The organism is Pseudomonas sp. B414, from assembly GCF_055408445.1.
This window is the reverse complement of the sequence record NZ_JBUZTQ010000010.1, coordinates 33,925-57,949: the sequence shown is the minus strand read 5'-3', so window position 1 is coordinate 57,949 and position 24,025 is coordinate 33,925. Positions and strand designations below refer to the sequence as shown.

The 24,025-nt window shown below is 56.7% G+C and carries 24 protein-coding genes; 20 read left to right on the top strand and 4 right to left on the bottom strand.

All coding sequences use genetic code 11. From position 1 onward, the window contains the following. The first annotated feature begins 59 nt into the window (after positions 1–59). Complete coding sequence (locus ACZRMH_RS11080; protein WP_102879519.1) at positions 60–791, top strand: TIGR03747 family integrating conjugative element membrane protein; 732 nt, start codon at positions 60–62, stop codon at positions 789–791. 20 nt (positions 792–811) lie between these two features. Here the strand turns inward: ACZRMH_RS11080 and ACZRMH_RS11075 are convergent, their stop codons facing one another. After that, entirely contained in the window at positions 812–1,393 is a 582-nt protein-coding gene (locus tag ACZRMH_RS11075; RefSeq protein ID WP_102880067.1) for a hypothetical protein, read from the bottom strand. Between the two features lie 299 nt (positions 1,394–1,692). On the opposite strand from ACZRMH_RS11075, the gene ACZRMH_RS11070 reads away from it, so the two are divergent. The 10 genes from ACZRMH_RS11070 (at position 1,693) to ACZRMH_RS11025 (ending at position 10,113) form a co-directional block, all read left to right on the top strand. Then, positions 1,693–2,028: an integrative conjugative element protein, RAQPRD family gene (locus ACZRMH_RS11070; RefSeq protein WP_102880068.1), complete on the top strand. Its 336-nt coding sequence runs from the start codon at positions 1,693–1,695 to the stop codon at positions 2,026–2,028. Then, positions 2,025–2,264, top strand: a complete 240-nt coding sequence (locus tag ACZRMH_RS11065; RefSeq protein WP_102879520.1) for a TIGR03758 family integrating conjugative element protein — start codon at positions 2,025–2,027, stop codon at positions 2,262–2,264. The genes ACZRMH_RS11070 and ACZRMH_RS11065 overlap by 4 nt, the downstream gene beginning before the upstream one ends. A 17-nt stretch (positions 2,265–2,281) precedes the next feature. Continuing rightward, entirely contained in the window at positions 2,282–2,653 is a 372-nt protein-coding gene (locus tag ACZRMH_RS11060) for a TIGR03745 family integrating conjugative element membrane protein (protein WP_060738069.1), read from the top strand. Between the two features lie 7 nt (positions 2,654–2,660). Further along, positions 2,661–3,074 (top strand): TIGR03750 family conjugal transfer protein, encoded by a 414-nt coding sequence (locus tag ACZRMH_RS11055; RefSeq protein WP_102879521.1) that lies wholly within the window; start codon positions 2,661–2,663, stop codon positions 3,072–3,074. Beyond that, positions 3,071–3,712: a PFL_4703 family integrating conjugative element protein gene (locus ACZRMH_RS11050; protein WP_102879522.1), complete on the top strand. Its 642-nt coding sequence runs from the start codon at positions 3,071–3,073 to the stop codon at positions 3,710–3,712. The genes ACZRMH_RS11055 and ACZRMH_RS11050 overlap by 4 nt, the downstream gene beginning before the upstream one ends. Continuing rightward, positions 3,709–4,524, top strand: a complete 816-nt coding sequence (locus ACZRMH_RS11045) for a TIGR03749 family integrating conjugative element protein (RefSeq protein WP_102879523.1) — start codon at positions 3,709–3,711, stop codon at positions 4,522–4,524. The genes ACZRMH_RS11050 and ACZRMH_RS11045 overlap by 4 nt, the downstream gene beginning before the upstream one ends. Beyond that, a complete protein-coding gene (locus tag ACZRMH_RS11040; protein WP_102879524.1) occupies positions 4,514–6,031 on the top strand; it encodes a TIGR03752 family integrating conjugative element protein in 1,518 nt (505 codons plus the stop codon). The genes ACZRMH_RS11045 and ACZRMH_RS11040 overlap by 11 nt, the downstream gene beginning before the upstream one ends. Then, positions 5,994–6,410, top strand: coding sequence for a TIGR03751 family conjugal transfer lipoprotein (locus ACZRMH_RS11035; protein WP_102879525.1), 417 nt, complete (start codon positions 5,994–5,996; stop codon positions 6,408–6,410). Before ACZRMH_RS11040 ends, ACZRMH_RS11035 begins: the two co-directional genes overlap by 38 nt. Beyond that, the gene (locus ACZRMH_RS11030) at positions 6,407–9,148 is read left to right on the top strand and encodes a conjugative transfer ATPase (RefSeq protein ID WP_371359949.1); all 2,742 of its coding nucleotides are present in this window, start codon (positions 6,407–6,409) and stop codon (positions 9,146–9,148) included. The genes ACZRMH_RS11035 and ACZRMH_RS11030 overlap by 4 nt, the downstream gene beginning before the upstream one ends. A gap of 233 nt (positions 9,149–9,381) precedes the next feature. Continuing rightward, on the top strand, positions 9,382–10,113 hold the full coding sequence (locus tag ACZRMH_RS11025; protein WP_146036630.1) for a hypothetical protein: 732 nt from the start codon (positions 9,382–9,384) through the stop codon (positions 10,111–10,113). A gap of 237 nt (positions 10,114–10,350) precedes the next feature. Here the strand turns inward: ACZRMH_RS11025 and ACZRMH_RS11020 are convergent, their stop codons facing one another. Next, positions 10,351–10,608, bottom strand: a complete 258-nt coding sequence (locus ACZRMH_RS11020; RefSeq protein WP_102879527.1) for a LasR-specific antiactivator QslA — start codon at positions 10,606–10,608, stop codon at positions 10,351–10,353. 171 nt (positions 10,609–10,779) lie between these two features. Between ACZRMH_RS11020 and ACZRMH_RS11015 the strand changes: the two genes are divergently transcribed. The 5 genes from ACZRMH_RS11015 (at position 10,780) to ACZRMH_RS10995 (ending at position 15,327) form a co-directional block, all read left to right on the top strand. Then, positions 10,780–11,034 (top strand): helix-turn-helix domain-containing protein, encoded by a 255-nt coding sequence (locus ACZRMH_RS11015; RefSeq protein ID WP_102879528.1) that lies wholly within the window; start codon positions 10,780–10,782, stop codon positions 11,032–11,034. 105 nt (positions 11,035–11,139) lie between these two features. Then, the gene (locus ACZRMH_RS11010; protein WP_102879529.1) at positions 11,140–12,096 is read left to right on the top strand and encodes a TIGR03756 family integrating conjugative element protein; all 957 of its coding nucleotides are present in this window, start codon (positions 11,140–11,142) and stop codon (positions 12,094–12,096) included. Beyond that, a complete protein-coding gene (locus ACZRMH_RS11005) occupies positions 12,093–13,475 on the top strand; it encodes an integrating conjugative element protein (protein WP_102879530.1) in 1,383 nt (460 codons plus the stop codon). Before ACZRMH_RS11010 ends, ACZRMH_RS11005 begins: the two co-directional genes overlap by 4 nt. Positions 13,476–13,478: 3 nt before the next feature. Continuing rightward, positions 13,479–13,787 (top strand): hypothetical protein, encoded by a 309-nt coding sequence (locus ACZRMH_RS11000; protein WP_102879531.1) that lies wholly within the window; start codon positions 13,479–13,481, stop codon positions 13,785–13,787. Between the two features lie 10 nt (positions 13,788–13,797). Continuing rightward, complete coding sequence (locus ACZRMH_RS10995; protein ID WP_464013451.1) at positions 13,798–15,327, top strand: conjugal transfer protein TraG N-terminal domain-containing protein; 1,530 nt, start codon at positions 13,798–13,800, stop codon at positions 15,325–15,327. Here the strand turns inward: ACZRMH_RS10995 and ACZRMH_RS10990 are convergent. Beyond that, positions 15,316–15,714: a DUF3742 family protein gene (locus ACZRMH_RS10990; RefSeq protein ID WP_102879533.1), complete on the bottom strand. Its 399-nt coding sequence runs from the start codon at positions 15,712–15,714 to the stop codon at positions 15,316–15,318. The genes ACZRMH_RS10995 and ACZRMH_RS10990 overlap by 12 nt on opposite strands. A 457-nt stretch (positions 15,715–16,171) precedes the next feature. Between ACZRMH_RS10990 and ACZRMH_RS10985 the strand changes: the two genes are divergently transcribed. Both ACZRMH_RS10985 and ACZRMH_RS10980 read left to right on the top strand, forming a co-directional pair. Then, positions 16,172–16,501, top strand: coding sequence for a hypothetical protein (locus ACZRMH_RS10985; RefSeq protein ID WP_102879534.1), 330 nt, complete (start codon positions 16,172–16,174; stop codon positions 16,499–16,501). 135 nt (positions 16,502–16,636) lie between these two features. Continuing rightward, a complete protein-coding gene (locus ACZRMH_RS10980) occupies positions 16,637–17,596 on the top strand; it encodes an ArdC family protein (RefSeq protein WP_102879535.1) in 960 nt (319 codons plus the stop codon). Positions 17,597–17,733: 137 nt separating this feature from the next. Here the strand turns inward: ACZRMH_RS10980 and ACZRMH_RS10975 are convergent, their stop codons facing one another. Further along, positions 17,734–17,931, bottom strand: coding sequence for a DUF7740 domain-containing protein (locus ACZRMH_RS10975; protein ID WP_102880070.1), 198 nt, complete (start codon positions 17,929–17,931; stop codon positions 17,734–17,736). A 221-nt stretch (positions 17,932–18,152) separates the two neighbouring features. On the opposite strand from ACZRMH_RS10975, the gene mobH reads away from it, so the two are divergent. Both mobH and ACZRMH_RS10965 read left to right on the top strand, forming a co-directional pair. Next, positions 18,153–19,877 (top strand): MobH family relaxase, encoded by a 1,725-nt coding sequence (gene mobH, locus ACZRMH_RS10970; protein WP_102880071.1) that lies wholly within the window; start codon positions 18,153–18,155, stop codon positions 19,875–19,877. 317 nt (positions 19,878–20,194) lie between these two features. Beyond that, positions 20,195–24,022 carry an nSTAND3 domain-containing NTPase gene (locus ACZRMH_RS10965; RefSeq protein WP_102879536.1) on the top strand — a complete coding sequence of 1,276 codons (3,828 nt, stop codon included), beginning with the start codon at positions 20,195–20,197 and terminating at the stop codon, positions 24,020–24,022. Positions 24,023–24,025: the final 3 nt, after the last annotated feature.

The window sequence follows — 24,025 nt, the reverse complement described above, 5'->3', positions numbered from 1 at the left end:
AAAACTATCCAGAAGGCCTCATGACGACATCAACACTGCAGCGCGCAATGGAGTGAACGATGGCGACTTCCGTCCAGAACACGCCGCCACAACCGATCCAGCGCCCGGGGTTGTTCACCTCGGCGATCAGCCTGGTCCTGCGCATCATCGGACTGCTGATTGCCTCGTTGCTATTCTCGATCCTCACCGAGTTCGCCGGCTTGCTGCTGTTCTGGGCCGATCAGGGTTGGCGGCACAGCCAAGCCATGTTGGCGAACGAACTGGGCTGGCTGAGTGAGCACTTCAAATCTTCTCTCATCCTCCAACAACCTGGACAGACGATTGTTCAATGGCTGGATTTTCTCAATCAATGGCTATTAGTTAAGACTGGCTTTGCGGATTTTGCCCGGCAGGCGCGGATGTCGAGCCAGGGCAACGGCATCTGGGGCTGGATCAACCAACTCTACGTGAGCATTGAGGATTTCGTAGTGGCCGCAGTGTATGTGACCTTTACCTTCGTGGTGCGCCTGACGATTCTAGTCCTGGCCACACCACTATTTTTGTTGGCCACGCTCTCCGGTTTTGTTGATGGTTTGATGCGCCGCGACCTGCGCAAGTTTGGAGCCGGGCGAGAAAGCAGTTTTGTCTATCACCGCGCTAAACGAGCAGTGCTACCGCTGCTGATCGTGCCCTGGATCATTTACCTGTCATTGCCCTTTTCGCTCAATCCCATGGCCATTTTTTTGCCTTGCGCAGTGATGCTCGGAGCAACGACAGCTATCACCGCGGCGACGTTTAAAAAATACATTTAATAAAATGTAACGCTGACGTGTTAAACCATTCCGGTGAATTTGGCCAAAATAGCGACGACATAACCGCCAATAATAGACAAACCAACAATACCCAATGGCCGCTGCCACCAATCACCGCTAGGGGACGGCGGCATAGACTGCTGATAAAAATTGATCTGCCCGATCTGATTTGCGTTGAGTTGGGTGGCTGCTCCATTTTGCATCGAGTTGCGCCACTGAGCTTCCTCAAGACGTTCGAGTTGAACCTGAACACGCCTCTTGAGTTGGCTAGCGGAAAGGAGAATTTGCTTTCCAATAATCATCACACCCAGCAAACCGAAAAACAGCAAATTTCCATAGCTGAGCGGGTTTTCCTGGCTGAGGGTAGGCGCGTGCTCCCATACAAAACCGATGTAGGGTGATGTGGCCTGGTAAACATCGGCTACTAAATTTTGCACAACCCCTCCAAAATGCCCAAAAATTTTTGTGCTCGCGAGAATCTCTGCTTGATGGTGCAGAAAAATCAACGATGAAACCAAATAAAATAGCGCCCCGAAGACCATCAAGGAGACGCCCACGGCCTGTCGAATACGATACCGCCGAATTGCTTGTTGGATGTTCACTCTCTGCAATCACTCTTCGTTAACTGATTTCGTCCGCGCTTATCTGCGCCCCGCTAACAATGTTGTTAGCGGAATCAAACGTTAACGGCTACTTATCGTTTTTCATGAGTAACCAATGCTGTACTTGCGGTCCAATCGTGTCATTTTTCCGCGTTTCGTAGCTCTCGATACGATGTTCGAACTCGGTACACGATCAGAGACTGTATCGAAATAAAATGACGCTGCGTGTTTCGTGTTTCTTACTGCTGAGTTCTGGACGTTAGTTGAATGCTGGCCCCATCTCCAAATGGGCTATCCACATGCCGACTACATTTTTCCGAATCTGCACGCTGCTCATATTGATGACGTTCCATAGCGGCGGCTATGCCGCATCTGCTCATGAGCGCGAACAGCTCAGCCTAGTTCAGCAGCAGCTCGATGCTATTGAGCGCCTTGCGGCGCAAGCTAAGGTAGCCAGGACCTCTGAACCAAACGAACGCTATCGCTTCGACTATCCCCGCCTGTCTCAGGACATCCAACGCATTCGCCAAGGAATGCAGAACTATCTGTCGCCCTCGCGTGCTCAACCTCACGATCCTGGTGAGCTGGTCGGCGATTACCGCCTCGACACTCCGCCCCCGGAGCCGTCGCCATGAGCATGACCGACGCGCAGACCGCTGCCTTTCAAAACGCCTCCGGCTTCTCACCGCAGAGCAGTTCGACGCTCTGGCTGTCCCTGGTTCTCGTCCTGGTTTTGCTGTGGTGTGCCTGGGTGATGTGGACGGCTTACCGGGGCTGGGCAACAGGCAGTGTGCGCTTCGGCGCGTTTGGCGGCAGCGCCGCGCGCGTGCTGCTCACCTTGCTGGTTCTGATGTTCTTCACCTTGTCCTAACCCCGGAGATCGCCGTCATGCTCAAGTGCCTTGCCCCCCTGAAAAACAATCTGCGTGATCGCGCTAGCCAGCGCTTGATCGGTCTGCTGTTAGTACTCGGTCCAAGCCTGGCTTTTGCCGAACTACCGACTATGGAAGCTCCTTCACGTGGTGAAGGTTCCGGGTTGATCGAGACGATCAAAAACTACGCCTACGACGGCGGCATCCTGCTCGGTCTGCTGATTGCCCTGCTCGCTTTCTTGGGGGTGGCCTGGCATTCGTTGACCGTGTACGCCGACGTGCAAAACCAGCGTAAGACCTGGAAGGACTTGGGTGCGGTGGTCGGTATCGGTGCTCTGTTGGTGGTGATCATCATCTGGTTCCTGACCAAGGCTGCCGCGATTCTTTGAGGTTGGCATGAATGACGCTATCGAACACCTTGCCGACGGCACTTTGGTTTTTCTACCAGAGCGACTCAATCGTGATCCTGCCGTATTGCGTGGTTTGACCAATGATGAGATGTGGGTGGCGCTCGGTGCCGGCGCACTTGTCGGCCTGGTGCTGGGTGTTCCTCTGGCGATCGCCACCGTCTCCATTGCCGTGGCGCCAACCAGCATGATCGCAGGCATGGCGGTGGTGCTATTTGCCGGTGGCACACTACTGCGTCGGGCCAAACGGGCCCGGCCAGAGACCTGGTTGTACCGCAAACTCGAATGGGTACTGGCCAGCCGTTGGCGCCTGGGTCGCGGAAGTCTGATCCTGCACTCCGGCGCCTGGACGGTTCGCCGTTCGCGTCGGCTGCGCCCTGCCCTGTCCCGGTGGCAGCCATGAGCCGATTTCGAAACAAGGTGGATGCCCAACAGGCCCACATCTTCAGCCTGCGTCTGGCGGTAGTGATTTTGGCCCTGGTCTGTGCCGGACTTTGGTATGGCTGGCGCTCGGCACCGACCGATCTGACGGTGCATGTCCCCCCGGATCTGCGCTCGGGCAGCACGCGTAAGTGGTGGGATGTCCCCCCAGAGAATATCTATGCCTTTGCCCTGTACATCTTTGGCCAACTCAACCGCTGGCCCTCGGATGGCGAGCAGGATTATCGCCGCGCCATCTATGGCTTGCAATCCTACCTGACCCCCGCCTGCAAGGCCTTTCTCGACGGTGATTATGAGTACCGTAAGGCCGCCGGCGAGCTGCGCCAGCGGGTGCGTGGCGTCTACGAAATTCTGGGCCGAGGCTACAGCGAGGATCCGGAACTCAGGGTCAAGCAACTCGACCGCGACAGCTGGCTGGTCAAGCTCGATCTCAATGCCGATGAATATTACGCCGCCGAACCGGTGAAACGGGTGGTGGTGCGGTATCCATTGCGCGTGGTGCGTTTTGATCTGGACGCCGAACGCAATAAGTGGGGGCTGGCACTGGATTGTTATCAGGGCACTCCCCAAAAAATCTCCCTGCCTGGAGGTGAGCCATGAAGCGGATTTCTACCCTGGGACTCGCCGTCGCACTGACTACATGGGGAGCTGTGGCGCAGGCCGTCGAACTGATGCACTGGGAACGCCTCCCCCTCGCGGTCCCTCTGGTGATCAATCAGGAACGGGTGGTCTTTATCGATGAGGATGTTCGAGTCGGCCTGCCCTCAACCCTGACGGGCAAGCTGCGCGTGCAATCAACCGGCGGCACGCTGTACCTGCGAGCGTCGGAAGCCATTGCACCGACCCGACTGCAACTGCAATCGGTCACGACGGGCGAGATCATCCTCCTGGATATCGCGGCCACCCCTGGCGATCAACCGCTGGAGCCCGTGCGTATTCTCAAGAATGCTCCGGTGCAGGCTACCGAGGCGGAATCGAGCACCGCACCTATTCCAGAACGTACGCCGATCCCGGTCGCTTTGACGCGCTACGCCGCACAGAGCCTGTACGCGCCGCTGCGCACCGTAGAATCCCTACCCGGTGTACGCCGCGTACCGCTCAAGCTGCGCACCGAACTGCCGACCCTGCTGCCGACCGAAAACGTGTCCAGCACGCCCATCGCCGCCTGGAGACTCGGTGATTACTGGGTGACGGCGGTGAAGTTGCGCAATCGTGGTTCAGAGACGGTGCAACTCGATCCGCGCCGGCTTCAGGCCAAGCTGTTCGCCGCGGCCTTCCAGCATGCTTTCCTCGGACCTGTCGGCAATGCTGAAGACACCACGATTACCTACCTCGTCACCCTCGGTGCCGGCCTCGAACAAGCGGTCCTATTGATCCCATCTGTTACGCAAGGTAGCGGCCATGAGCGCTAACGCCTTGCTCAAATGGCTGGTACCGGCTGCGCTGCTGGGCGTGGTGCTGATCATCCTGAAAAGCTGGGTCGCGGGTGGCAGCACGCCCTCTCCAGAGCACCCAGTTGATCAGGGAAATATTCAGTTATCCGCCGAGCAAGCCAAGTCGCTCGGCATTGCTGGCGATACCCCACGCGACACGGTCGCCACGCTGGTCGGGCAGGTGAAGGCCATGCGCAGTGACATGCTCGGCCTGAAGAAACACAACGAGTCGCTGCAGACGGAGAACAACCGCCTGCGCGAGCGGGAAAACAGCGTCGATTCGCGTATCCAGACAGCGCTTGGCAGCGTAACCCAGCAGGTCGACGAAGGCCGACGCCAAGCCAACGAGGCCCGACTCAAAGCAGAACAAGACAGTCGTCAGGCCCGTGGTCTGCTGACGCAATTGCAGGAGCAGTTGTCGGGGCTGACCGGCAAAGGCAAGGACATACCTATCGGATTGGGGCTTGAGCCGGGTGACGGTGCTCAGTTCGAAGGGCAGCATTCTGCCAATGATGCACTGCAGTGGATTGAACCTTCGGATGCTCAGCCCACCGGCGCCCGAGGCAAAACCAAGTCCGCCTCCGCACTGAGTCTGCCTACCACCTTCAACTCGCTGGAAGGCTTGAAAGATAACGCGATTGATCGTAGCCAGAAACAGCTACGTGCAGTCAGCAAGGGTGAGCGTGACCTGACACGATCCGCTGATCGTACCGAGGGCGCGAAGCCGGTCTACACCATTCCTGAAAACGCCACGCTGATGGGCTCGGTCGCCATGACCGCGATGATCGGCCGAGTCCCGGTGGACGGAACAGTGAATGATCCTTATCCCTTCAAGGTGCTGGTCGGTCCGGAGAACCTGACCGCCAACGGCATCGACCTGCCAGACATTGCGGGGGCCGTGATGAGCGGCACGGCGTCCGGGGATTGGACCCTGTCGTGCGTACGCGGACAGGTCGAGTCGATCACCTTTGTGTTTACCGATGGCACCATCCGTACGGTGCCTCAGCCGAAGGCGGTAGCCAGCCGAAACGCCTCCACCACCCAGAGCTCAAACACCGACAAGATCCGCGGTGGGCTCGGTTACCTGTCCGATCCGTATGGCATTCCTTGCATTGCCGGCGAGCGCCGCTCGAACGCACAGCAGTACCTCGGCAGCCAGAGCCTGATCACTGCAGCCGGCGCGGGTGTTGCTGCCTTGCTCGGGAATGAGCAGAACAACAGCAGCGTGATCAGTTCGGGCGGCAGTGCCTTCGGGGTCACCAGCAGCAGTGGCAATAGCGCACTGAATTCAATTCTCAGTGGTGGGGTCAGCGACGTCCGCGAGTGGGTCAACAAACTGTATGGCGAAGCCTTTGCTGCCGTGTACGTGCCACCTGCAGCACAGGTCGCACTGCACCTCGACCATGAGATCACCATCGACTACGAGCCCAAGGGCCGGAGCGTTCACCATGAAAAAGACCATGCTTCCCTGCCTGACCTGGATTAGCTTGCTCTGCTGGGTCCTGACGGGGTGTTCCACCGACAAAGACACGCTGCTGCCCCATGGCGAGCAAACCATGATGGATATCTGGAACGGCGCCGGTTCGCAAGGTACTCAGCAGCAACTGCTGGATGCTCGACAGCAGTTACGCCGCCCGCTGGCTCAGGCAGATGTCTCCGCGGCTCTCCAGGAACCGTATACGCGCACCGCAGCGAACGAGATCCGCAACCTGTTCCCTCGCCTGCCCAATCCCGATCTAGTGCTGTACGTGTATCCGCATTTGAGTGGTACCGAGCAGGCACCGGTCCCGGGCTACTCGACCGTCTTTCCGTTCTACCAACGTGTGCAGTACGCATTACCTGGTGAACGTCAGGAAGACTTATGATGCGAACCGGCACTCCCGCGTGGAAAAGCTGGCGCACCCCTTTGCGCCCTCGCGCGACCTTAGCCGACGAAGCCGCACTCTACGCGCACAACCCCAGCTTCACCGATCACCTGCCGTGGGTCGAGTACCTCGACACCGAGCAGTGTTTTCTGCTCGATGACAATCGCTCGGTGGGCGCGGTGTTTGAGTTACTGCCCGTTGGCACCGAAGGGCGCGAACCTGATTGGCTGATGGCAGCCCGCGATGCCCTTGAGGATGCCCTGCAAGACAGCTTTGACGAGCTGGATCAATCGCCTTGGGTGGCGCAGTTTTTCTGCCAGGACGACAACGACTTCACAACCTACCTGTCCCGGCTTACCGATTACATTCAGGACAGCGCACGAGGCACGGCCTTCACCGAGGCGTATTTGGAGCTCAGCCGCCGTCATCTAAAGGCCATCGCCAAGCCCGGTGGCCTGTTTGAGGATAAGGTTGTGACACGCCTACCCTGGCGAGGCAATAACCGCCGGGTGCGCCTGGTGGTCTATCGCTGGCTCGAGTCTGGCGCTGAAGAGACGGGACTCACCCCGTTGCAATCCCTGCAACAGGCTTGCGAACGTATCGGTGCTTCGTTGCAGGCGTGCGGAGTGCAATCAACGCGAGTCGATGGGCGAGATTTGTATGCCTGGTTGTTGCCCTGGTTCAATCCAGCACCCAGGCTCACCGATGAGTCGCCCGAAGAGTTCTATCACCGTGTGGCCTATCCAGAGTCAGGCAACGGCGAGTCGCTGGAACTACCTTTCGATCACGACTTCGCCGAACGGTTGTTTTTCAATGAGCCGCGTTCAAATGTGCAGCACGGACTCTGGTACTTCGATGGTCAACCCCATCGGGTCATGGTGGTGGACAAGCTGCGGCGGGCACCTTTGATTGGCCAACTCACTGGCGAAACCCGTAAGGGTGACGCGGTGAACGCCCTGTTCGACCAGTTGCCTGAAGGCACGGTGATGAGTCTGACCCTGGTGGTCAAACCGCAAGATGCGCTCGAGGATCAGTTGAACCGCTTGGCACGCAAATCCATCGGTGAAAACCTGGCCTCGACCCAAACCCGTCAGGATGTCGAAGAAGCCCGCGCGATCATCGGCCGCCAGCACAAGCTGTATCGGGGAACCCTGGCGTTTTACGTGCGCGGTCACGATGAACAGCAATTGCACCAGCGCTCCGTCAGCCTGGCCAACGCGCTGTTGGGCGCGGGGCTGCAACCGGTACGTGAAGGCGATGAAGTCGCAGCCTGCAACAGCTATCTGCGTTGGTTGCCGATGGCTTACAACCCGGCCCGAGACACGCGCAACTGGTACACGCGCCTGATATTCGCCCAGCACCTGGCGAACCTGGTTCCGGTGTGGGGCCGCAGCACAGGAACAGGACATCCGGGTATCACCCTGTTCAATCGTGGCGGTTCGCCATTGAGTTTCGACCCTCTGTCACGCCTGGATCGGGCTATGAACGGTCATCTGCTGTTGTTCGGCCCCACCGGTGCCGGCAAGTCGGCGACCCTGGTCACCCTGCTGATGCAGGTCATGGCGGTGTACCGCCCTCGCCTGTTTATCGTCGAGGCCGGTAACTCATTCGGCTTGCAGGGCGACTACTTCGCGACACAGGGCCTGTCGGTCAATAAGGTCCAATTGAAACCTGGCGCTTCGGTCAGTCTCGCTCCCTTTACTGATGCTAGGCGCCTGGTCGAGCAGCCGGATCAGGTGGCGAGTCTGTCGATCGATGAGCTGGACGATGAGGTGGTAACCAGTCGCGAAGACCAGCGCGACATTCTCGGCGAATTGGAAATCACCGCCCGGCTGATGATCACCGGCGGCGAGGCCAAGGAAGAAGCCCGCCTGAGTCGAGCCGACCGCAGCCTGATCCGCGAGTGCATCCTGGATGCGGCGCAGACCTGCGTCACGGCGGGCCGCCAGGTGCTGACTCGCGACGTGCGCGACGCCTTGCTGCGCGTCGCTGCTGACCCGCACTTACCGGAGAAGCGTCGTGAGCGTGCCCAGGAAATGGGCGAGTCCATTGACCTGTTTTGTCAGGGTTTCGAGGGTGAGTTGTTCGATCGCGAGGGCACACCTTGGCCCGAGAGCGATGTGACCATTGTCGACTTGGCCACTTACGCTCGCGAAGGCTATGAGGCACAGATGTCCATCAGCTACATCAGCCTGATGAACACCGTGAACAACCTTGCCGAGCGCGACCAATACCTGGGGCGACCGATCATCATGGTCACCGACGAGGGCCATATCATCACCAAAAACCCGCTGCTGGCGCCCTTCGTGGTCAAGGGCACGAAGATGTGGCGCAAGCTCGGCGCTTGGTTCTGGCTGGCGACGCAAAACCTTGCCGACTTTCCCACTGCTGCGCAGACCATGCTCAACATGATCGAATGGTGGATTTGTTTGAACATGCCGCCCGCGGAGATTGAGGAAATCGCACGGTTCAAGAAGCTCACGCTGGCACAGAAAGCCTTGTTGCTCTCCTCCAGTAAGGAGCCGGGGAAATACACTGAGGGGGTCGTGCTGTCGAAAAAGATCGAAACGCTGTTTCGGGCCGTGCCGCCCAGCCTTTATCTCGCCCTGGCCATGACGGAGCCCGAGGAAAAAGCCGAGCGCTGGACACTGATGCAGGAGAACGGCTGCTCAGAGTTGGAAGCGGCCTACCGGGTAGCTGAACGGATCGATAGAGCGCGAGGAATAGAACCTGTGTAGGACATCTGTTTACGCATCCTCCTGCCTTTCTTGCAACTTGACTGGACAATGCAAGTTAGCGCATCTTGCATACTCAAGTGGCCCTTGGCCACCCTCTCAGGGCGATAGGAGCCTTGTCTATAGGCCGTGAAACACCTAGTAGGGGTGGTTCGGCAGAGTCTTTCTTGAACATCAAACTACGCGGAGTCTCAAGCACACCGCATCAACTCGATAGCTAGGCACTGCCATCCCCTATGTCTTCAACAATTACACTCGACCTAATCAAATCAGTCGCACCAATTGCAGCACCGGCAGGACTAGCTATTGGAGCGGCCCTTTGCGTTGGCCGTGACATCATTGCAAAGGTCATCTTTCCGAACCTCACAAAGAAACAAAACTTTTGGATCGTCATGTTCACGGCGTTCACTTTTTTGACCCTAGGGCTCTCAAGCATCGCGGCTTGGGTATATGTATCAATTGCAAGCTTTGGCGCCCAGCCACCAGGCGCAATCACCTACCCTCCGATTTCGATGGAGGTATTGAAAAATCTTACGTATAGAATTGACGACGATTTCATTACGTTGCAAGGCGGAAAGCGTGAGTTTGCTCCTGACACCGGACGTGATTTGCCCGATAAAGATATAGCCGTTTATTTAGTAGACCATGCGTTTGGCGATATTAATGGCGACGGTAACGGTGATGCCATCGCTGTGTTGCAGGCATCGGAAGGAGGCAGTGGGATTTACTACTACCTTGCCACCGTTTTCAATGACAGAGGAAATGCAAGGGCTTACGGGAAAGCTTACGTCTTGGGGGATAGGGTAGAGATTCGTAGCGTATCTATTCAGGGTGAGAGTGTCGTCGTGCAACTGATGATGCATGCTGATAATGACGGCTTGTGTTGCCCAACGCAGTTTCGAACCCTCGAGTTTGTGTTGAAAGGCCGTAAACTCCAATGCACAACAGAACCCTGTTCCGAAGTGTGAAAGTAGCTCCCATTGATGATCGGTGCCTAAGGTCAAAATTGAGAGTTTAAGTGAAAGTGTTAGGGGAGCTGTGTGCCTGGATAGTTATGTATTGCCGCCATTGGTCTATCTCGCCGAGGTTCGATCGAGGTCTTACAACGACGGGGCAAAAGCACAAAGCTTCAAAGCCTCCAGAGATTCAAATTGCTGTCCTTGTGACAGTGCCAATGCACATCGACTCAGCCTGCGAGTAGTGAATCACCTCTGTGCGCCTCCAAGCCGCTGCTGGATGCTCAACAAGAACCCGGCTTCGAATGCATCTTGGCAGTCACCGACAGGAAAGGTCTTGCGGGTTTGCGCCAGCTCCCACCACAGTGGAATCTCGCCGGACGTATCAAGCCAAGCCTGAGCGCATTGCACCCCACGTTCGATCATCGGCGCAAACTCGCTGCCCCAAGGTGTCAGAAGATTTGGGCTACCATCCGCCGCCGGAATTGAAATGTAGTTTTCGTCCATACACACCCTAGATTTCTGATTTTTTGTTAGACGCTGGGCCCAGCTTCGAAAAGCTTAACGACACCAAATGAACGCTTGATAACAGGAATGAGCATCAAATGGCCTAGATCAATACCAATGTATTGGCTATATCCCGTGGATTGAGAGTCCCTCAAGGCGCAATTTGCGCGCATGACTCAAGACTACGAACAGCTTCGTCTGCAGCTGGCGGAAAACATCCGCTTGATGCTACGCGTGAAAAACCTTACCCAAGAGCAGCTCGCGCTCATGGCCGAGGTGGATCGCACCTACGTCAGTCAATTCGAACGATGCACGGGCAATCCGTCGCTGTTGGTTCTGTGCAAGCTCGCCAATATTTTTGAAATTACCGCAGATCAGTTACTTGTGGATGCCGATATCCTGCGCAGTTCCCTTCACGTCAAATAATAGTCTTACGTCTCACAAATCCGATAGATCCGCCTTCATAATTACCGCTGACAGTATTCAATCCGTAACCGACGCTGCCCAGGCCAACCACCGAGAGCTTGGATCATGCTTGTTGCCTGCTCCTCAATCCCGCCCACAAAGCTACGGCCCTTTGCGCTGAGCGTCCTGCTAGCGTGCGGTCCAAGCATGGCTCTGGACACCGGCAGCATCACGTCTTCCGTGCTTTCGCCAAATTGTCTCGAATATAGGGTCGTCGGCATTTGTTTCTGGCTCCTCTGCACGCCCTTCGGCTGCACAGTCAAAACCTCGACCAAGGTTCGTCATTTCATTCCTGAGCTGGTGGTCTCGAGCTACGCCACCACCGGCAATAACTCCTGGACCGAAATGGCCACCCTCTCCTATCCCATCAGCGGTGCGGAAGGTGGCGGCAACCTAATCACCCCGAACACTCACCGCGACAACCTGCCCCGCTTCAAGAACGTCGATGGCATCGGCCACCCCGGTGGCTGGATCGCAACGCAACTGGCTTCGCAATCTGGCTATGCCTGCGCCAGTGGTGCAACTGCTTTCATACCCTACTACCTGAGCACCTTGGACTCGCTGGCGTGGCGCCATGGCATCCCGGAAAGCTTTTACCCCGAAGCTCTCATGCCGGGGATACGAGAAATCGGTCGTCAGGCTTCGGGAAACATGTGGGGCAACGTCTATCCCCGCCAAGGCTTTCTGGTACAGCCCGACGATTTCAAGGCGGCCGCAGTCATGGCGCAACGGGCGGGCGATGTGATTACCCGCAACTGGCAGCCGCATGTGTACTTACCACTCACGCCCGCCAAACGCGACGGCTACTGGCCACCCGGCCCGATCGTTGAAAACGACGCTTCGACCCACAAATGGCAATTGCTCTACCCTCAGGTTCAACCGACATGCGCCATCTTCCCCAGTGATCCGGTACAGAGTGCGGATGGCGGCTACGCCTGGTCGTTGTGGCGTCCCTACACCTGCTGCAAGCGCGAGGGGCACACCTTTCTGTTCAGCATCGACTTCGAAGGCGGTGCGTCATGAGTCGGTTTCTCGCACGACCATGGTTGGGCGTGGTGAGTCTGTTGCTCTACGGACTGCTGACCGTTGTCCTCCATGTCCACGCCGCCGAGGGCGATTACCGCCTGGGCACTCAAGGCGAAGTGCTCGATGACCGGGTGATGTACACCATCGGTGGCGGTTCGGCAGTCGGCTCACCAAGCTCGCTCTACCGACCCAGCGGTCTCGGCGTCGGTGGCTCTTGGCGAGCAAACATGATGTGCGGAAACATGAGCCTCACCAACACCCTGCAAAACCAGCTGAACGGCGCCACCGAAGGTTTCCAGCAGATCATGGGCAGCATCGTGCAGAACGCGACCCAAGCGGTGATGTCGCTGCCGGCGTTGATCATCCAGCGCGCCAACCCCGGCCTCTACGAGTTGTTGAGTAACGGGGTGATGCAAGGGCGTATCGACTTCGATCGCTCCAAACTGACCTGCCAAGCCATGGCCGAGAAGATGGCGGACAAGGTCGGTCAAGCCGGCTGGGGTGCGCTGGCCAAGAACGAGGAAATGCAGGGCAATCTGGAGCAAACCGGCGGTGATGCGGTGGCGGCGGTAAAAAACACCGAGACCCATAACGGCAACAATGGGGTGTCCTGGGTCGGCGGCCAGAAGGCTGGAGGTAGCGGGCAGACACCCATCCGAGTGACCGCCGACGTAGTGCGCGCAGGCTATAACCTGCTGCATAACCGGTCGGTGGATGACAGTGCCTCAATCAGTAGCGGCGATTGCCTGGGTGGGGCTATTTGCCAGACATGGACCTCGCCCCAGGAGGAATCCGAATGGGCCGTTCGCGTGCTGGGCGAGAGCGAAGTCTCGACCTGCGACAGCTGCGAAACCCTGCGTGCAACCGCGGGCAGCGGATTGACGCCGCTAATCCAGGAGGCCTACAGCGAAGGTCTCAAGGGCCTGCAAGGGCTGCTGTCCGGTTCACTGTCGCCTACCCCTGACAACCTGGCTAAAGCCTCGAGCCCAATGCTGCCGGTGACCCGTGGCGTGATCGAAGCCTTGCGCGACGATCCCGACCAGGATCTGCTGGCGAGACGCCTGGCCAGCGAGACGGCCCTATCCAGCGTACTCGATAAGGCACTGCTGCTACTGCGCACGTTACTGGCGGGCAGTCACGAACCGAACATTGCTTCCGCCAAGCCGGCCCAAACCGCCTTGACGAAAAACATGGACGCTCTGGAGCGCGAAATACGCCTGCTGCAAACCGAACTGCAGGTCCGGCAGATGTTGGCCACCAACACCGCCAGCCTGGTGCTCGATCGGCATGCCGGCGGTGCTGATGCTTCGCGCACCGTCGAGCAAGGCGACCCCGAGCCCGGTCGACTGAATAATGCTGACGCCAGGCGCAAGTGAGCTGTGAAACGCTCACCGCTATTCACTTTGCTTTCGAGTCTGGGGATTGCCGCGGTGATGATCCTGACCGCCGCACTGGTCGCCTGGATCGGCTGCACTGCGCTGGGTAGTTTCGAGGCCTGGCAGCAGGCATTCGAATCCGCACGACCTTATCTGCGGGGGTGGCGCACCCTACTTTACGGCGCCCTCTTTGCCCTCTGGTGGAACCTGCTTCGACGCTACCGACATCGACCACAGGATCGACTACGCGTGCAACGCATAGGGGCATTAGGGTTCGTGCTCTTTACCTGCGTCGAACTCACCCGACTGTGAGGTCACCCCCATGCTTATGAGCACCAACAGCTACCTGGAGTTTTACCTCTCCCTGCTGGCCTGGATCATCAACAACGGCCTCTGGAGCGTCCTGTCCGACACCGGGCTATTCGCTGCGCCCTTTGGTGCAATCATCTTGCAGGAGTGGTTGTCTGCCCGTCAGCAAGGCGCGGATGAAGGCAACAAGGGACTGCTCTCGGTGCCGCGGATCGAGAACCGATTGTGGTTGGCCTACATAGTCGTGTTGTTCGGTTGCGCGCCGGTCTTTCCGTTGAGCCTCGCATCGATGGCGTTCGATGATGCGGCGAGTCAGCGCTGCGGCGTGAGTGTGGCCAAACCGACGGAAACCGCCTGGGGGACGACCTTCAATACTATCGGCGAACGCTCCGCCAATGTGCCGATCTGGTGGTTTCTGGTGCATGCCTTGAGCAAAGGCGTGACTGCGTCTATCCCTTGCGCACCGGATATCCGGCAGATGCGCATGGAGATCGACAGTTCGCGCATCGACAACCAGGTACTGCTGCAGGAAGTCGCCGACTTCACCCGCGACTGCTATGGCTATTCCCGCTCTCGGCTGTTCACCAACCGTCCGCAGTTGGACAAGGCACAAAGTCACGACGCGTCCTGGATCGGCTCAAACTTTTTTCTCGATACGCCCGGCTACTACGATACGGATCGTTCACGCAGGCCGCGCGTCAACTGGCCCTATGATGAAAACCGCGATGTTTCCTTGCCTCGGTTAGAGAATGGCGCGGGCTACCCCACCTGCAAGCAGTGGTGGAGCGACAGCGGTGTCGGCTTGCGCGGGCGCTTGATCGAGCAGGTCGATCCTTCGCTGCTGACTCAGTTGAACGGTTGGTTGACTGGCCGTTCGGGCAACGAGATAGAGGATGCCACCCTCCGTGAGTTGGTCAGCCCGCGCCAGCAATCGATGTCCATGTCGCCCGGACAGGTGTACCAGGACTATGGTTCCAGCGCTCGTGGCGGCTCGATCAATCAGGGGCTTAATAACCTGGCCACCAATACCGGATTGGCCCTCGGCTCCTTCAGCAACTTCCCGGCAATGAATGCACTACGCGCCGCTCTGCCAATGGTGCAGGCCTTCCTCATCATGGGCGTCATCATCAGCTTGCCGTTGATCCTGCTGGTCAGTACCTATCAGTTGAAGACCGTCATGACAGTGACGTTCGCACTGTTCACCTTACACATGCTGACCTTCTGGTGGGAGCTGGCGCGCTGGGTCGACTCCAGCATGCTCGATACCTTGTACAACCAAGTTTCGGCTTCCAATCAAGTGCTGTTATCGCTGCCCACATCCGGGTTTATGGATGGGACTGTCACGGCGCAGGTAATTGAGTATGTGATGGGGGCGATGTTCATCGTGCTGCCGATGCTATTTCTAGGAGCCATGAGCTGGGCAGGATATTCAGTCGGCAACGGGATTCAAGGTATGTTGGCGAACGGTAGCAAAGCTGCAAGTGACTCAGCGAGCAAAGGTGCGGATCAAATATTGGGTGCTGCTAAGCGCTCAATTAGATGACTTGCTGTCGCCTATATAATGCCCATTGTCGTCGAAGTCACCGATGTAGAGGTCAGCACCTAGGTAGTCTGGCCCTGGATTTTTCTCTTGTTGATCGGCACCAATAAAAACTCTGAGCCATAGCAAAGTAGTGACAGCCAGCATCATCACAATGAAAGTAACCATCCAAGCACTGACAAAAAGCAATCCTCCGATCAATGCCAGTTTGGCAATCAAAAAACTCCCGCGAACAAGTAATTTACCTGCGGGCATACCTGCCGTCACCGCACGCTCAACCACGCGGTACTCAAACGTTTTCAACTTACGGTAACCACGCTTTACCGACATGCCACATGTGTAGACCCAGCGGTGGGCACGGGAAACTTGAACGGGATTCTGCGTCTGCATGTTCTCGCCCTCTTCTGAGCGTTTTCATGATTGAGACAGGAGTAATAGCGTACTACTGAAATCGGCCCGTGCCTGACCGTTTATCAGTTTGCCCCAGCCGAAAAATCTTCACTGGAAGACAGAAGACAAGCTCCGTGAAACAGCGTCTCTACAGTCATTGACCCATACAAATCGTCCGGCTAAATACAAGGTATGGATCGCTGTTATCGACAGCACCTTCCCAGGTAGCCAGAGCCTTCAAGGCTACGTTCACTTCGGTGATGGTTCTCCCCAAGTGCGATTAGCGTTCGGTGGCTCGCACGGTGACCGTTTCTACGGTGATGAACGCCTACTGCTCTTCTGAGCGCCTTTCGAGCGCTGCTCGTGAGGTAAGCCCTCTTGATTTTCTTCAACCCACTGCGGGGAAATCTTTCCCCGCACGGGACAGGTTTCTTCGCGTATTCAACGGAGACATACCATGCCCGACTTACTTACACCGGAAACACTGAACACCCTTCGGTTGCCCATCGTGTTCACTCCTGGCGCGTGGCAACGCGCAGTACTGCTCGAGTGTTCAGATCACGCTGAGAAGCTGAAGGTCGATCGGCTGAGCCACGTATTGCGCGCAGCCTTCGAGGCTCACCTCGCCTCTCCACACGAGCCCTATGTACTGTTCGAGGTAGTACACATTCAACCAACAGATCACTTAGACCATGATCCGTTGCTGCAATTGAGTCTCAGCCTACTCCAAGAGCCGGACCAGCCTGGCGCATTGCTGATCGCTCTTGTAGGAGAGCACCAGCGCTGAGTGCACACGACTGTACTCGACGCTCAGATCCACACTCAGACGGCATGCAAGACCTGCATCAATCCACCCACACCCAATCGGGGAACCCTCCCCGACGGGTAAGGCGTTCCTTCGTTTTCTCTCGAGGAAAATGCCATGCGCGATATCTACCAAGACGTGACTGACAAGATCGTTGCCGCTTTGGACCAAGGCGTTGCCCCCTGGATCAAACCCTGGTCCTCAAGTGGCTCAGCTTACATCGGTCATCAACCCTACCCCATCAATGCCATCACGCGTCGTCCCTACTCGGGCATCAATTTACCGTTGCTTTGGGCCGAGGCCAGGTTGCAGGGATTCACTCAAGATCGTTGGCTGACCTTCAACCAAGCCAAAAAAACCGGTGGGCACATCCGTAAGGGTGAGCACAGTACCCTGGCGGTGCTCTACAAGCCGATGGAGCGTGAGGAGCAAAGCGAGTCAGGCCAACCCGTACTCGATGAAAACGGTCAGCTCAAGGTCACTCACTTTGGCATTCTCCGGACGCATTTCCTGTTCAACATCGAGCAAACGGAGGGGCTCGAAATGCTCAATGAAACCCTGCTCGAGACGGAACAGAGTGATCCCTTCCAGCCCAACAGCGCTGCGGAAAATCTGCTGTTAAGTTCGGGTGCACACATCGTTCATCGATCTGCCAACGAAGCCTTTTACCACCCGATCAGGGATCTCATCCATCTGCCGACAAAAGCGCAGTTTCAAGACGAGGGTGGATACTACGCCACTGCACTTCACGAGCTGACGCACTGGACTGGGCATCACTCTCGGTTGCAACGCGAGGGTGTGACGTCATCCTGTCCTTTCGGCTCGCCAGGCTACGTGTTTGAGGAGTTGATCGCCGAGATGGGCGCTGCTTTTTTATGTGCCTACGCCGGTATACGGGGGGAGCTGCGGCACGAGGGCTACATCGACTCCTGGCTCGGCCTGCTCAAGGCTGACAAACGCGCGATCTTTCGCGCCAGTGGTCACGCCCGAAGCGCATCGGAGTATGTGCTCAACCTGGAGCAGCAACTGAAGCAAGCGGTCCTAGTTGATTCGCTATGCATGAACGATGGAGCTTAATCGTTACCTCACCGCTGCAATCGCTTCACAGGGCCCAACGCGAGTTGAGCCCTTTTTTCTGTTTCCAGAAAACAGAAGGCATCACGCCTTGGGCCCCTCACGCAATGAACAAGAGAGGGGCGCACACCCGCAGCATGTCAATCCGCATCCAGGTTCTGCGCCAGAAAATCCACCAGCTCGAGGGGACTCTGGCTGTCGATCACCTTGTAGATCAGATCGCGCTTACTGCGCGGCAACTTCTTGACCACGCTCTTCGCCGAGGCCCTGACGGCTTCGTCGGTCCCATGGATACGTGCCGCGAGCAGCAGCACGAGCGTAGCGTCAGTGAGGTTCATGGTAAGGCCCAAAAAATATGCACCGCAGTGTACCGACTCTTTTCTTTGCCGTACTAGCCCCCAACAAAACGATATCCAGCAGTATCAATATTCCGATTGCCGCAGAAAGGGACACGAGCCAAAAGGACGGGTAAGGGTTGGAAGGGAATGGGCACTCAAGGGTAAGAGCGCTATCCGAAAAGGCTAAAAGGCCGATGACCCAGCCACTTCCGGAGGTCACGATGCTCAGTCTGTTTCGCCACAAAAGGCAGAAGCCCCCTCCGCCACCGACCGTCAACGTCGCCGAAGGTTACCTGTCCATCGAGTCAGCCCATACCCTCTTAGCAGTGGAGCACCGCCGTCAGTTACTCGATCGCATCTGGCAATACACCGCCCTCTCCCACGTCCAATTCACCCAGCTCTACTTAAATCCGATCCATCGCTACGCCGAACAGGTCCAGCAACTCCCGGCCAGCGAGACGCACCACCATGCGTATCTCGGTGGCATGCTCGACCATGGCCTGGAGCTGGTCGCTTGCAGTTTGAAACTGCGTCAGTCGTATCTGCTTCCCACCGGCGCCGCGCCCGAAGACCAAGCCGCCCAGACCGATGCCTGGTCGGCTGGCATCGCCTATGGCGCCCTGCTGCATGACATCGGCAAGATCGCCGTGGACCTGCTGGTCGAACGCCAGGATGGCCGTGTTTGGCATCCTTGGCAGGGCTCCCTGGATCAGCCCTACCGTTTTCGTTACATCAAGGGTCGTGACTACCACCTGCACGGCGCCGCCGCAGGCTTGCTCTACACCCAAATTCTCGACCGCCCAATCCTCGATTGGCTCAGTGGATTTCCGCCACTGTGGGCCAGTCTGCTGTATGTCCTGGCGGGCCAGTACGAACGTGCCGGCGTGCTCGGTGAGTTGGTGATGCAGGCCGACCGAGTTTCCACCGCACAGAACATCGGTGGTAACCCGAGCAAGGCGCTGCAAGCGCCGATTCATTCGCTGCAACATCACTTGATCAGCGGACTGCGTCATCTGGTTCAGCACGAGCTGAAACTCAACCAGCCGGGTGCCGCGGGATGGCTGACCCAGGACGCACTCTGGCTGGTCAGCAAGACGGTCACGGACAAGCTGCGAGCCTATCTGCTGTCGCAAGCGATAGAGGGCATTCCCTCATCCAACATCGCGGTGTTCGACGAACTACAATCGCATGGGCTGGTCGAGTCTACCCCCGAAGGCAAAGCCATCTGGACCGCGCTCGTGGCACAGGGAAACTGGCAGCAGAGCTTCACCTTTCTAAGGCTTCAGCCGGCATTAATCTGGGGAAGCGAAGACCGCCCCGAAACTTTCAGCGGAACGGTGAGCGTGGCACTCGATGACCACCCGACTGACACTCCGGCATCACCAGCAGCGCCCGAGACTGTCAGTACAGGATCGCGTCAAAGCTCTTCGCTGGCAGATCCCAGGGCGATAGAAGACGCTGACTATCTCGGAACGTTGTTGGATATGTTCGAGCTGGAAGAGCCTGAGGCCAGCAACGCATCGTCAGCAGGCACCCTCGAAATCTCAAATCCCCCATCGGACAACCCTGGTCAGGCATTCCTGAATTGGCTCAAGGAAGGCATCCTCAGCCATAAGCTGATCATCAATGACAGCAAGGCCAAAATCCACACGGTGAGTGGCAGCGTATTACTGGTCACACCTGGCCTCTTCCAACGCTACGCGCAGGAGTTTCCTGGTATCTCACAGGGGGCCGATCAAGAAACTGAAAAATGGCGCTGGGTACAGAAGCAGTTTGAAAAACTGAAGATCCACAGGAAGCGTGAGGACGGTCTGAATATCTGGACGTGCCAAGTGCACGGCCCCAGGAAAACAGCCACTTTGAAGGGATATCTGATTGAGGAACCGAAGCTATTTTTTGAATGGATACCACCCGATAATCCCTTTCTTAAAATTGAGAAAGCTTAAATCCCCCAAGGATCTCATTTCGGGTCGAAGCGCGAGACTGCCTCATCGACGCCTTCGTTATCCAAGACGCTGGGTGATAAATCCGGAAGTACTCTTGGTGAGGTACCACGTCAGGATGCAGATCACCGGCACGGCAAGAGCAATCGTTAGAAGAGATATGATGATCTTGACAGACGACCTAAATGTTTTGCAGGAAGAGACCCCATCTCGGGTTTCAAGTCCGCCCACCGACTTGTATGCTCTGTAGCGATCAAAATCGCTCCCGCGACAACCGTGACGTTGTCACTGTTCAGACTTTTCGTCGGTAAACCATCTCCATGACCATCGCCATCACTGCACCCGAGAAGTTCAACTTTCAGGATTTGGCCTGCCTGGAAATGATGTTGCGCTTCGAAAACAAAACTCAAGCGAACTTTTACGTCGAACCTCTGGGTGGAGAGGACGGGGAGATCCGATTTGATGGCACAGCAACAGGCCGCCGGGTAGAAATCCAAATCAAAGGGTCGGAGCTACCGGTCAAGCTGTTGGACATTGCCAAATATCTGGCTCATTGCCCACCACGGAAAAGTAACGGCACCTTGCTCGAGCGTTTATTGGACGACCCAGAGCTTACCGTGCTGTTCATAGTCTCCGGTCGTTGCGATGATCAGACGGCGCTTTATTCCGTGGCACCTGATTGGTTGGGCGCCAGTCACGGAAAGCCGATCAAGGTGACGGATGCCCAGGCATTCATTGATGTATGGTCCAGCTGTTCTTCGCCCCATGAGGACGATAAGGACTTGGCAATCAAGCGCAAGAATCACTGCCTGACGCTGGCCGGGAAGCTTTCAACATCGGAAATACGCGATGCCTTTCAACGGCTGATCATCCTTGAACGGGTGAGCAACAACTCTTTGCTAGCGAGCTGCTCCGAACATTTGAGGCGGTCTTGGCGTGTCCCTGATGATCGAATTGACCAGGTTATTCTTGAGCTACGGGAGATCGTTAGCGCATCGAAAAGCCTTACCCACCTGATCGACTCATTCCCAAAAGTACGCGCATTGCTCAACACCATTGCTCCCCTGAGCATCCGCCCCACGGACTATGTCGCACGTGGCCAGGAGCAGGCATGGTTCACTCACTTGTCTCGTCATGGCGTACTGCTGCTTTCGGGCTTGCCACGAGTCGGTAAAACCTCTTCTGCGCGCTGGGTCGCTGCAGAGTTCGAGCAGCTCGGGTATGAAGTACGACGGTACTCTGATATCGACGACGCAGAACGATTTCTATCGCAACCAGGTACAGCGAGTCGGTTGGTGGTATTGGACGACCCTCTCGGTGGAACGCATTCGGTGGTCGAGCCGGTAAGGGTCCTTCGTCGACTCGAGCAACTGACAATCGAGTTAAGCCGAGGAACTCGGCGAAAACTGATCGTCGCCCAAGTGGAAAACCATCTGCTGACCGCCAGTCGCAAAGCGAACTTGAATCTTCTGAAAACGGCAGGTCACCAATGGTGGGATCTGGGCCAGTCCGGCAGCCTTTTCAAGGGACAGCTGTGGAGTCAGTTTGCATCTACGGAGCAAGTCCCCGATCCCATTCGCTCATACGTGCAAAATGCTGTTGACCAAGGGGCCTTGGATTTAGAGCCCGGTTGCTTGCTCCACTTGGCCAGCCACCATTACGAGTATGAGGGAGGCTGTGACCTGGACAACCTATACCGTTTCGCGAGGGTCGATGCAGCTAGCCTCGGACACGCTCTCACGGAGCAAGGGTTTAGCAGCATCCTATTGGGAATGTCTGTCGCCTCCAGTGTCAGCGAGCCGATTTCGTCACAGATGCTGGCCGTTTTGGTGGACAAACAAAACGAGGACTCAGAAGCCGCGATCTTAGCCGCAGGTTCACTGTTCGATGATCTTTTCGGTATTCCGTTAGAGCAACTTGCAATGCCATCCATTCCTCAAGACAGGGACAAAGAGGCACAACTCGCCTCGCTGGCCAGTAAGAGGATCATTGAGGTAGTTGCACAAAAAAATATTGCGTTCAGTCACCCGTTTTATCGCTCGGCTGCAGAGGCTAGTCTCGACGACGTCAATTCGTTCAACGTCGACCGGGTCACCAAAGTGATTGCCCAAGGCTTATTCTGTTGGATACCAAGCACATCTCGCGCCACTGCACGTAACCTCGATTGGGTTTTCCAGAGCCTCGTTCAACTGCCTGAGGCTCGCCAGCAAATAGTCGACTACGCCGAGCGTGGATTGAAATCGGTCTTTCCTTCGACTCGTGACCTTTGTTTCAACTTTCTACTTCGCCACCTGAGCGTACTTCAGGCTGATGTACGCCATCGGCTACCTCAGTGGGTGTCAGCAGTCAGTTACTTGACCCTCGATGACATGGAATGGCGTAACGGTGAGGCGCGCCTGTCAGACGAGGCCGGACAGGGGTTTCGTAACCTTGGGAACTGGGGAGCGAAGCCGTCACTGGACGAGGGAGAGCTAGACCTATGGGGAGCTAAGGACAGCCCGTTACCAACGCCTGAGCAGGCAGCTCGAGTGCTCAGTTATTACAAAGACAACCTGGAAACCATGACCTTAGGCAGCATGGGCCGTTTGCTTAGTTTCAATGAGGCCGTAATTCGCGCGGAAGCAGTCGAACTGTGGCTGCAGTTTCCGCGAGCGGACGACGACGAGGTCATACTGCGCATTTTCCGCGAGGACCATCCACTGGTAGCGCTTGCAGCTCTTAAAGGAACGGTTAAAGGCTGGAACCAATGGACAGAACCGCGGCGAACGCTAATTCTGGAAGGCTTGGCAAGACAAGTTGGCGTCCCCAGCGCAGCAACAGTCGTCATCGCGAAGTTGCTGCTATTCGGTCGTGTGGAGCACACGGGAAAGCAGACTCCCTGGCGGATCTTTGCCACGCTGATGCCGATTGCATTGAGCTCGCTCCCACACAACGCACCAATCGTTGACGCTCGGCTCCACGATGTTTGTCTTCAGTCAACAAAATATCTGCAACCTGCCGAGATGATCGACATCTGCGATGCCTGGACCGGTTGGCTCGAGCGCATGCTTCACGATCAGCGTATTCCTGCAGACTTTGCCCTAGGTGTTGTCGAGATTTTGATGCATGCCACAAGGATGCATCCAGAGCTGAGAAAGTCGCGCATTGAACACCTGCTCGCCTTCAAGGACTCGGGAGCGGTACTGGCGTTCACTGCAGACTTGATACACCACGTTGAGCAGCTGACAGATGTTGAGCATCAGAAGCTTATGAAAGTTTGTCTCGAACCACGCCCGGACAGCCGATGGATATCTGCGGCGTTGCTGATGCTAAGTCAAACCCCGTCTTCTGTACTGCACCAGATTCTTCCTTCGGGATTGACGGTCGATTCCTCACCAAAACAGCTTGTAGAACAGCTGCCACTGCCACTACTTGAGGCGGTGATGGACATATTTTACGGCGTCAGAGGTCCTTTGGGTCAGCTCGGTATCGGTAGAGCCAATTCGCACATTTGGATGCCTGTTTTCGAACTGATTGCGAGCCTACCAGAGCATGCCTTATTCAATGACATGTGGGAGCATTTGGCCAGCGAAGGTTGGCATGAGACAGACCAAGTCGTGACACGTCTGATCCGGGCAAATGCCACCTCTGACAGCGAACGAATTCTCGACATTCTGATTCGGGTCACTTCGCGCTCAGGGAACCCTCTGCCACAGAGCTGGAAGCTGCTATTGGGTCGGGCGCCCGATCCACAGACGCGAGAACGTTGGCTGAAAAAAGTACTGGTGTTGGGGCCGGTGATCCTGCGGGATCTTAGCGAGTTGGACGATTGGCTAGTAGAGAAACAGGATCAACGAGGATTCTGGGAGGTGTTCAAGGAAGATGGGGCCTTGTTGAGATTCACAGCAGCATTAAAAGAAGGTATGCCCGGCATCGACCTTCATGGTCCGCATCTCGCCTCCATCCTTGAGATCTGTATCGACAAATGGAACGGACAGTTCGCCGATACTTACTCCATCCTGCAGAGGCGGTTCACCACCTTAGGTATCACCAGCCCGGAGTTATTGGCACTTCTAGAACAACGACGGCATCAGGCAATCAACAATGCCACCCAGTTGCGCACGCAAACTTACGCACCTTGGCCCCCAACTGATTGGATTGGACCATGACGC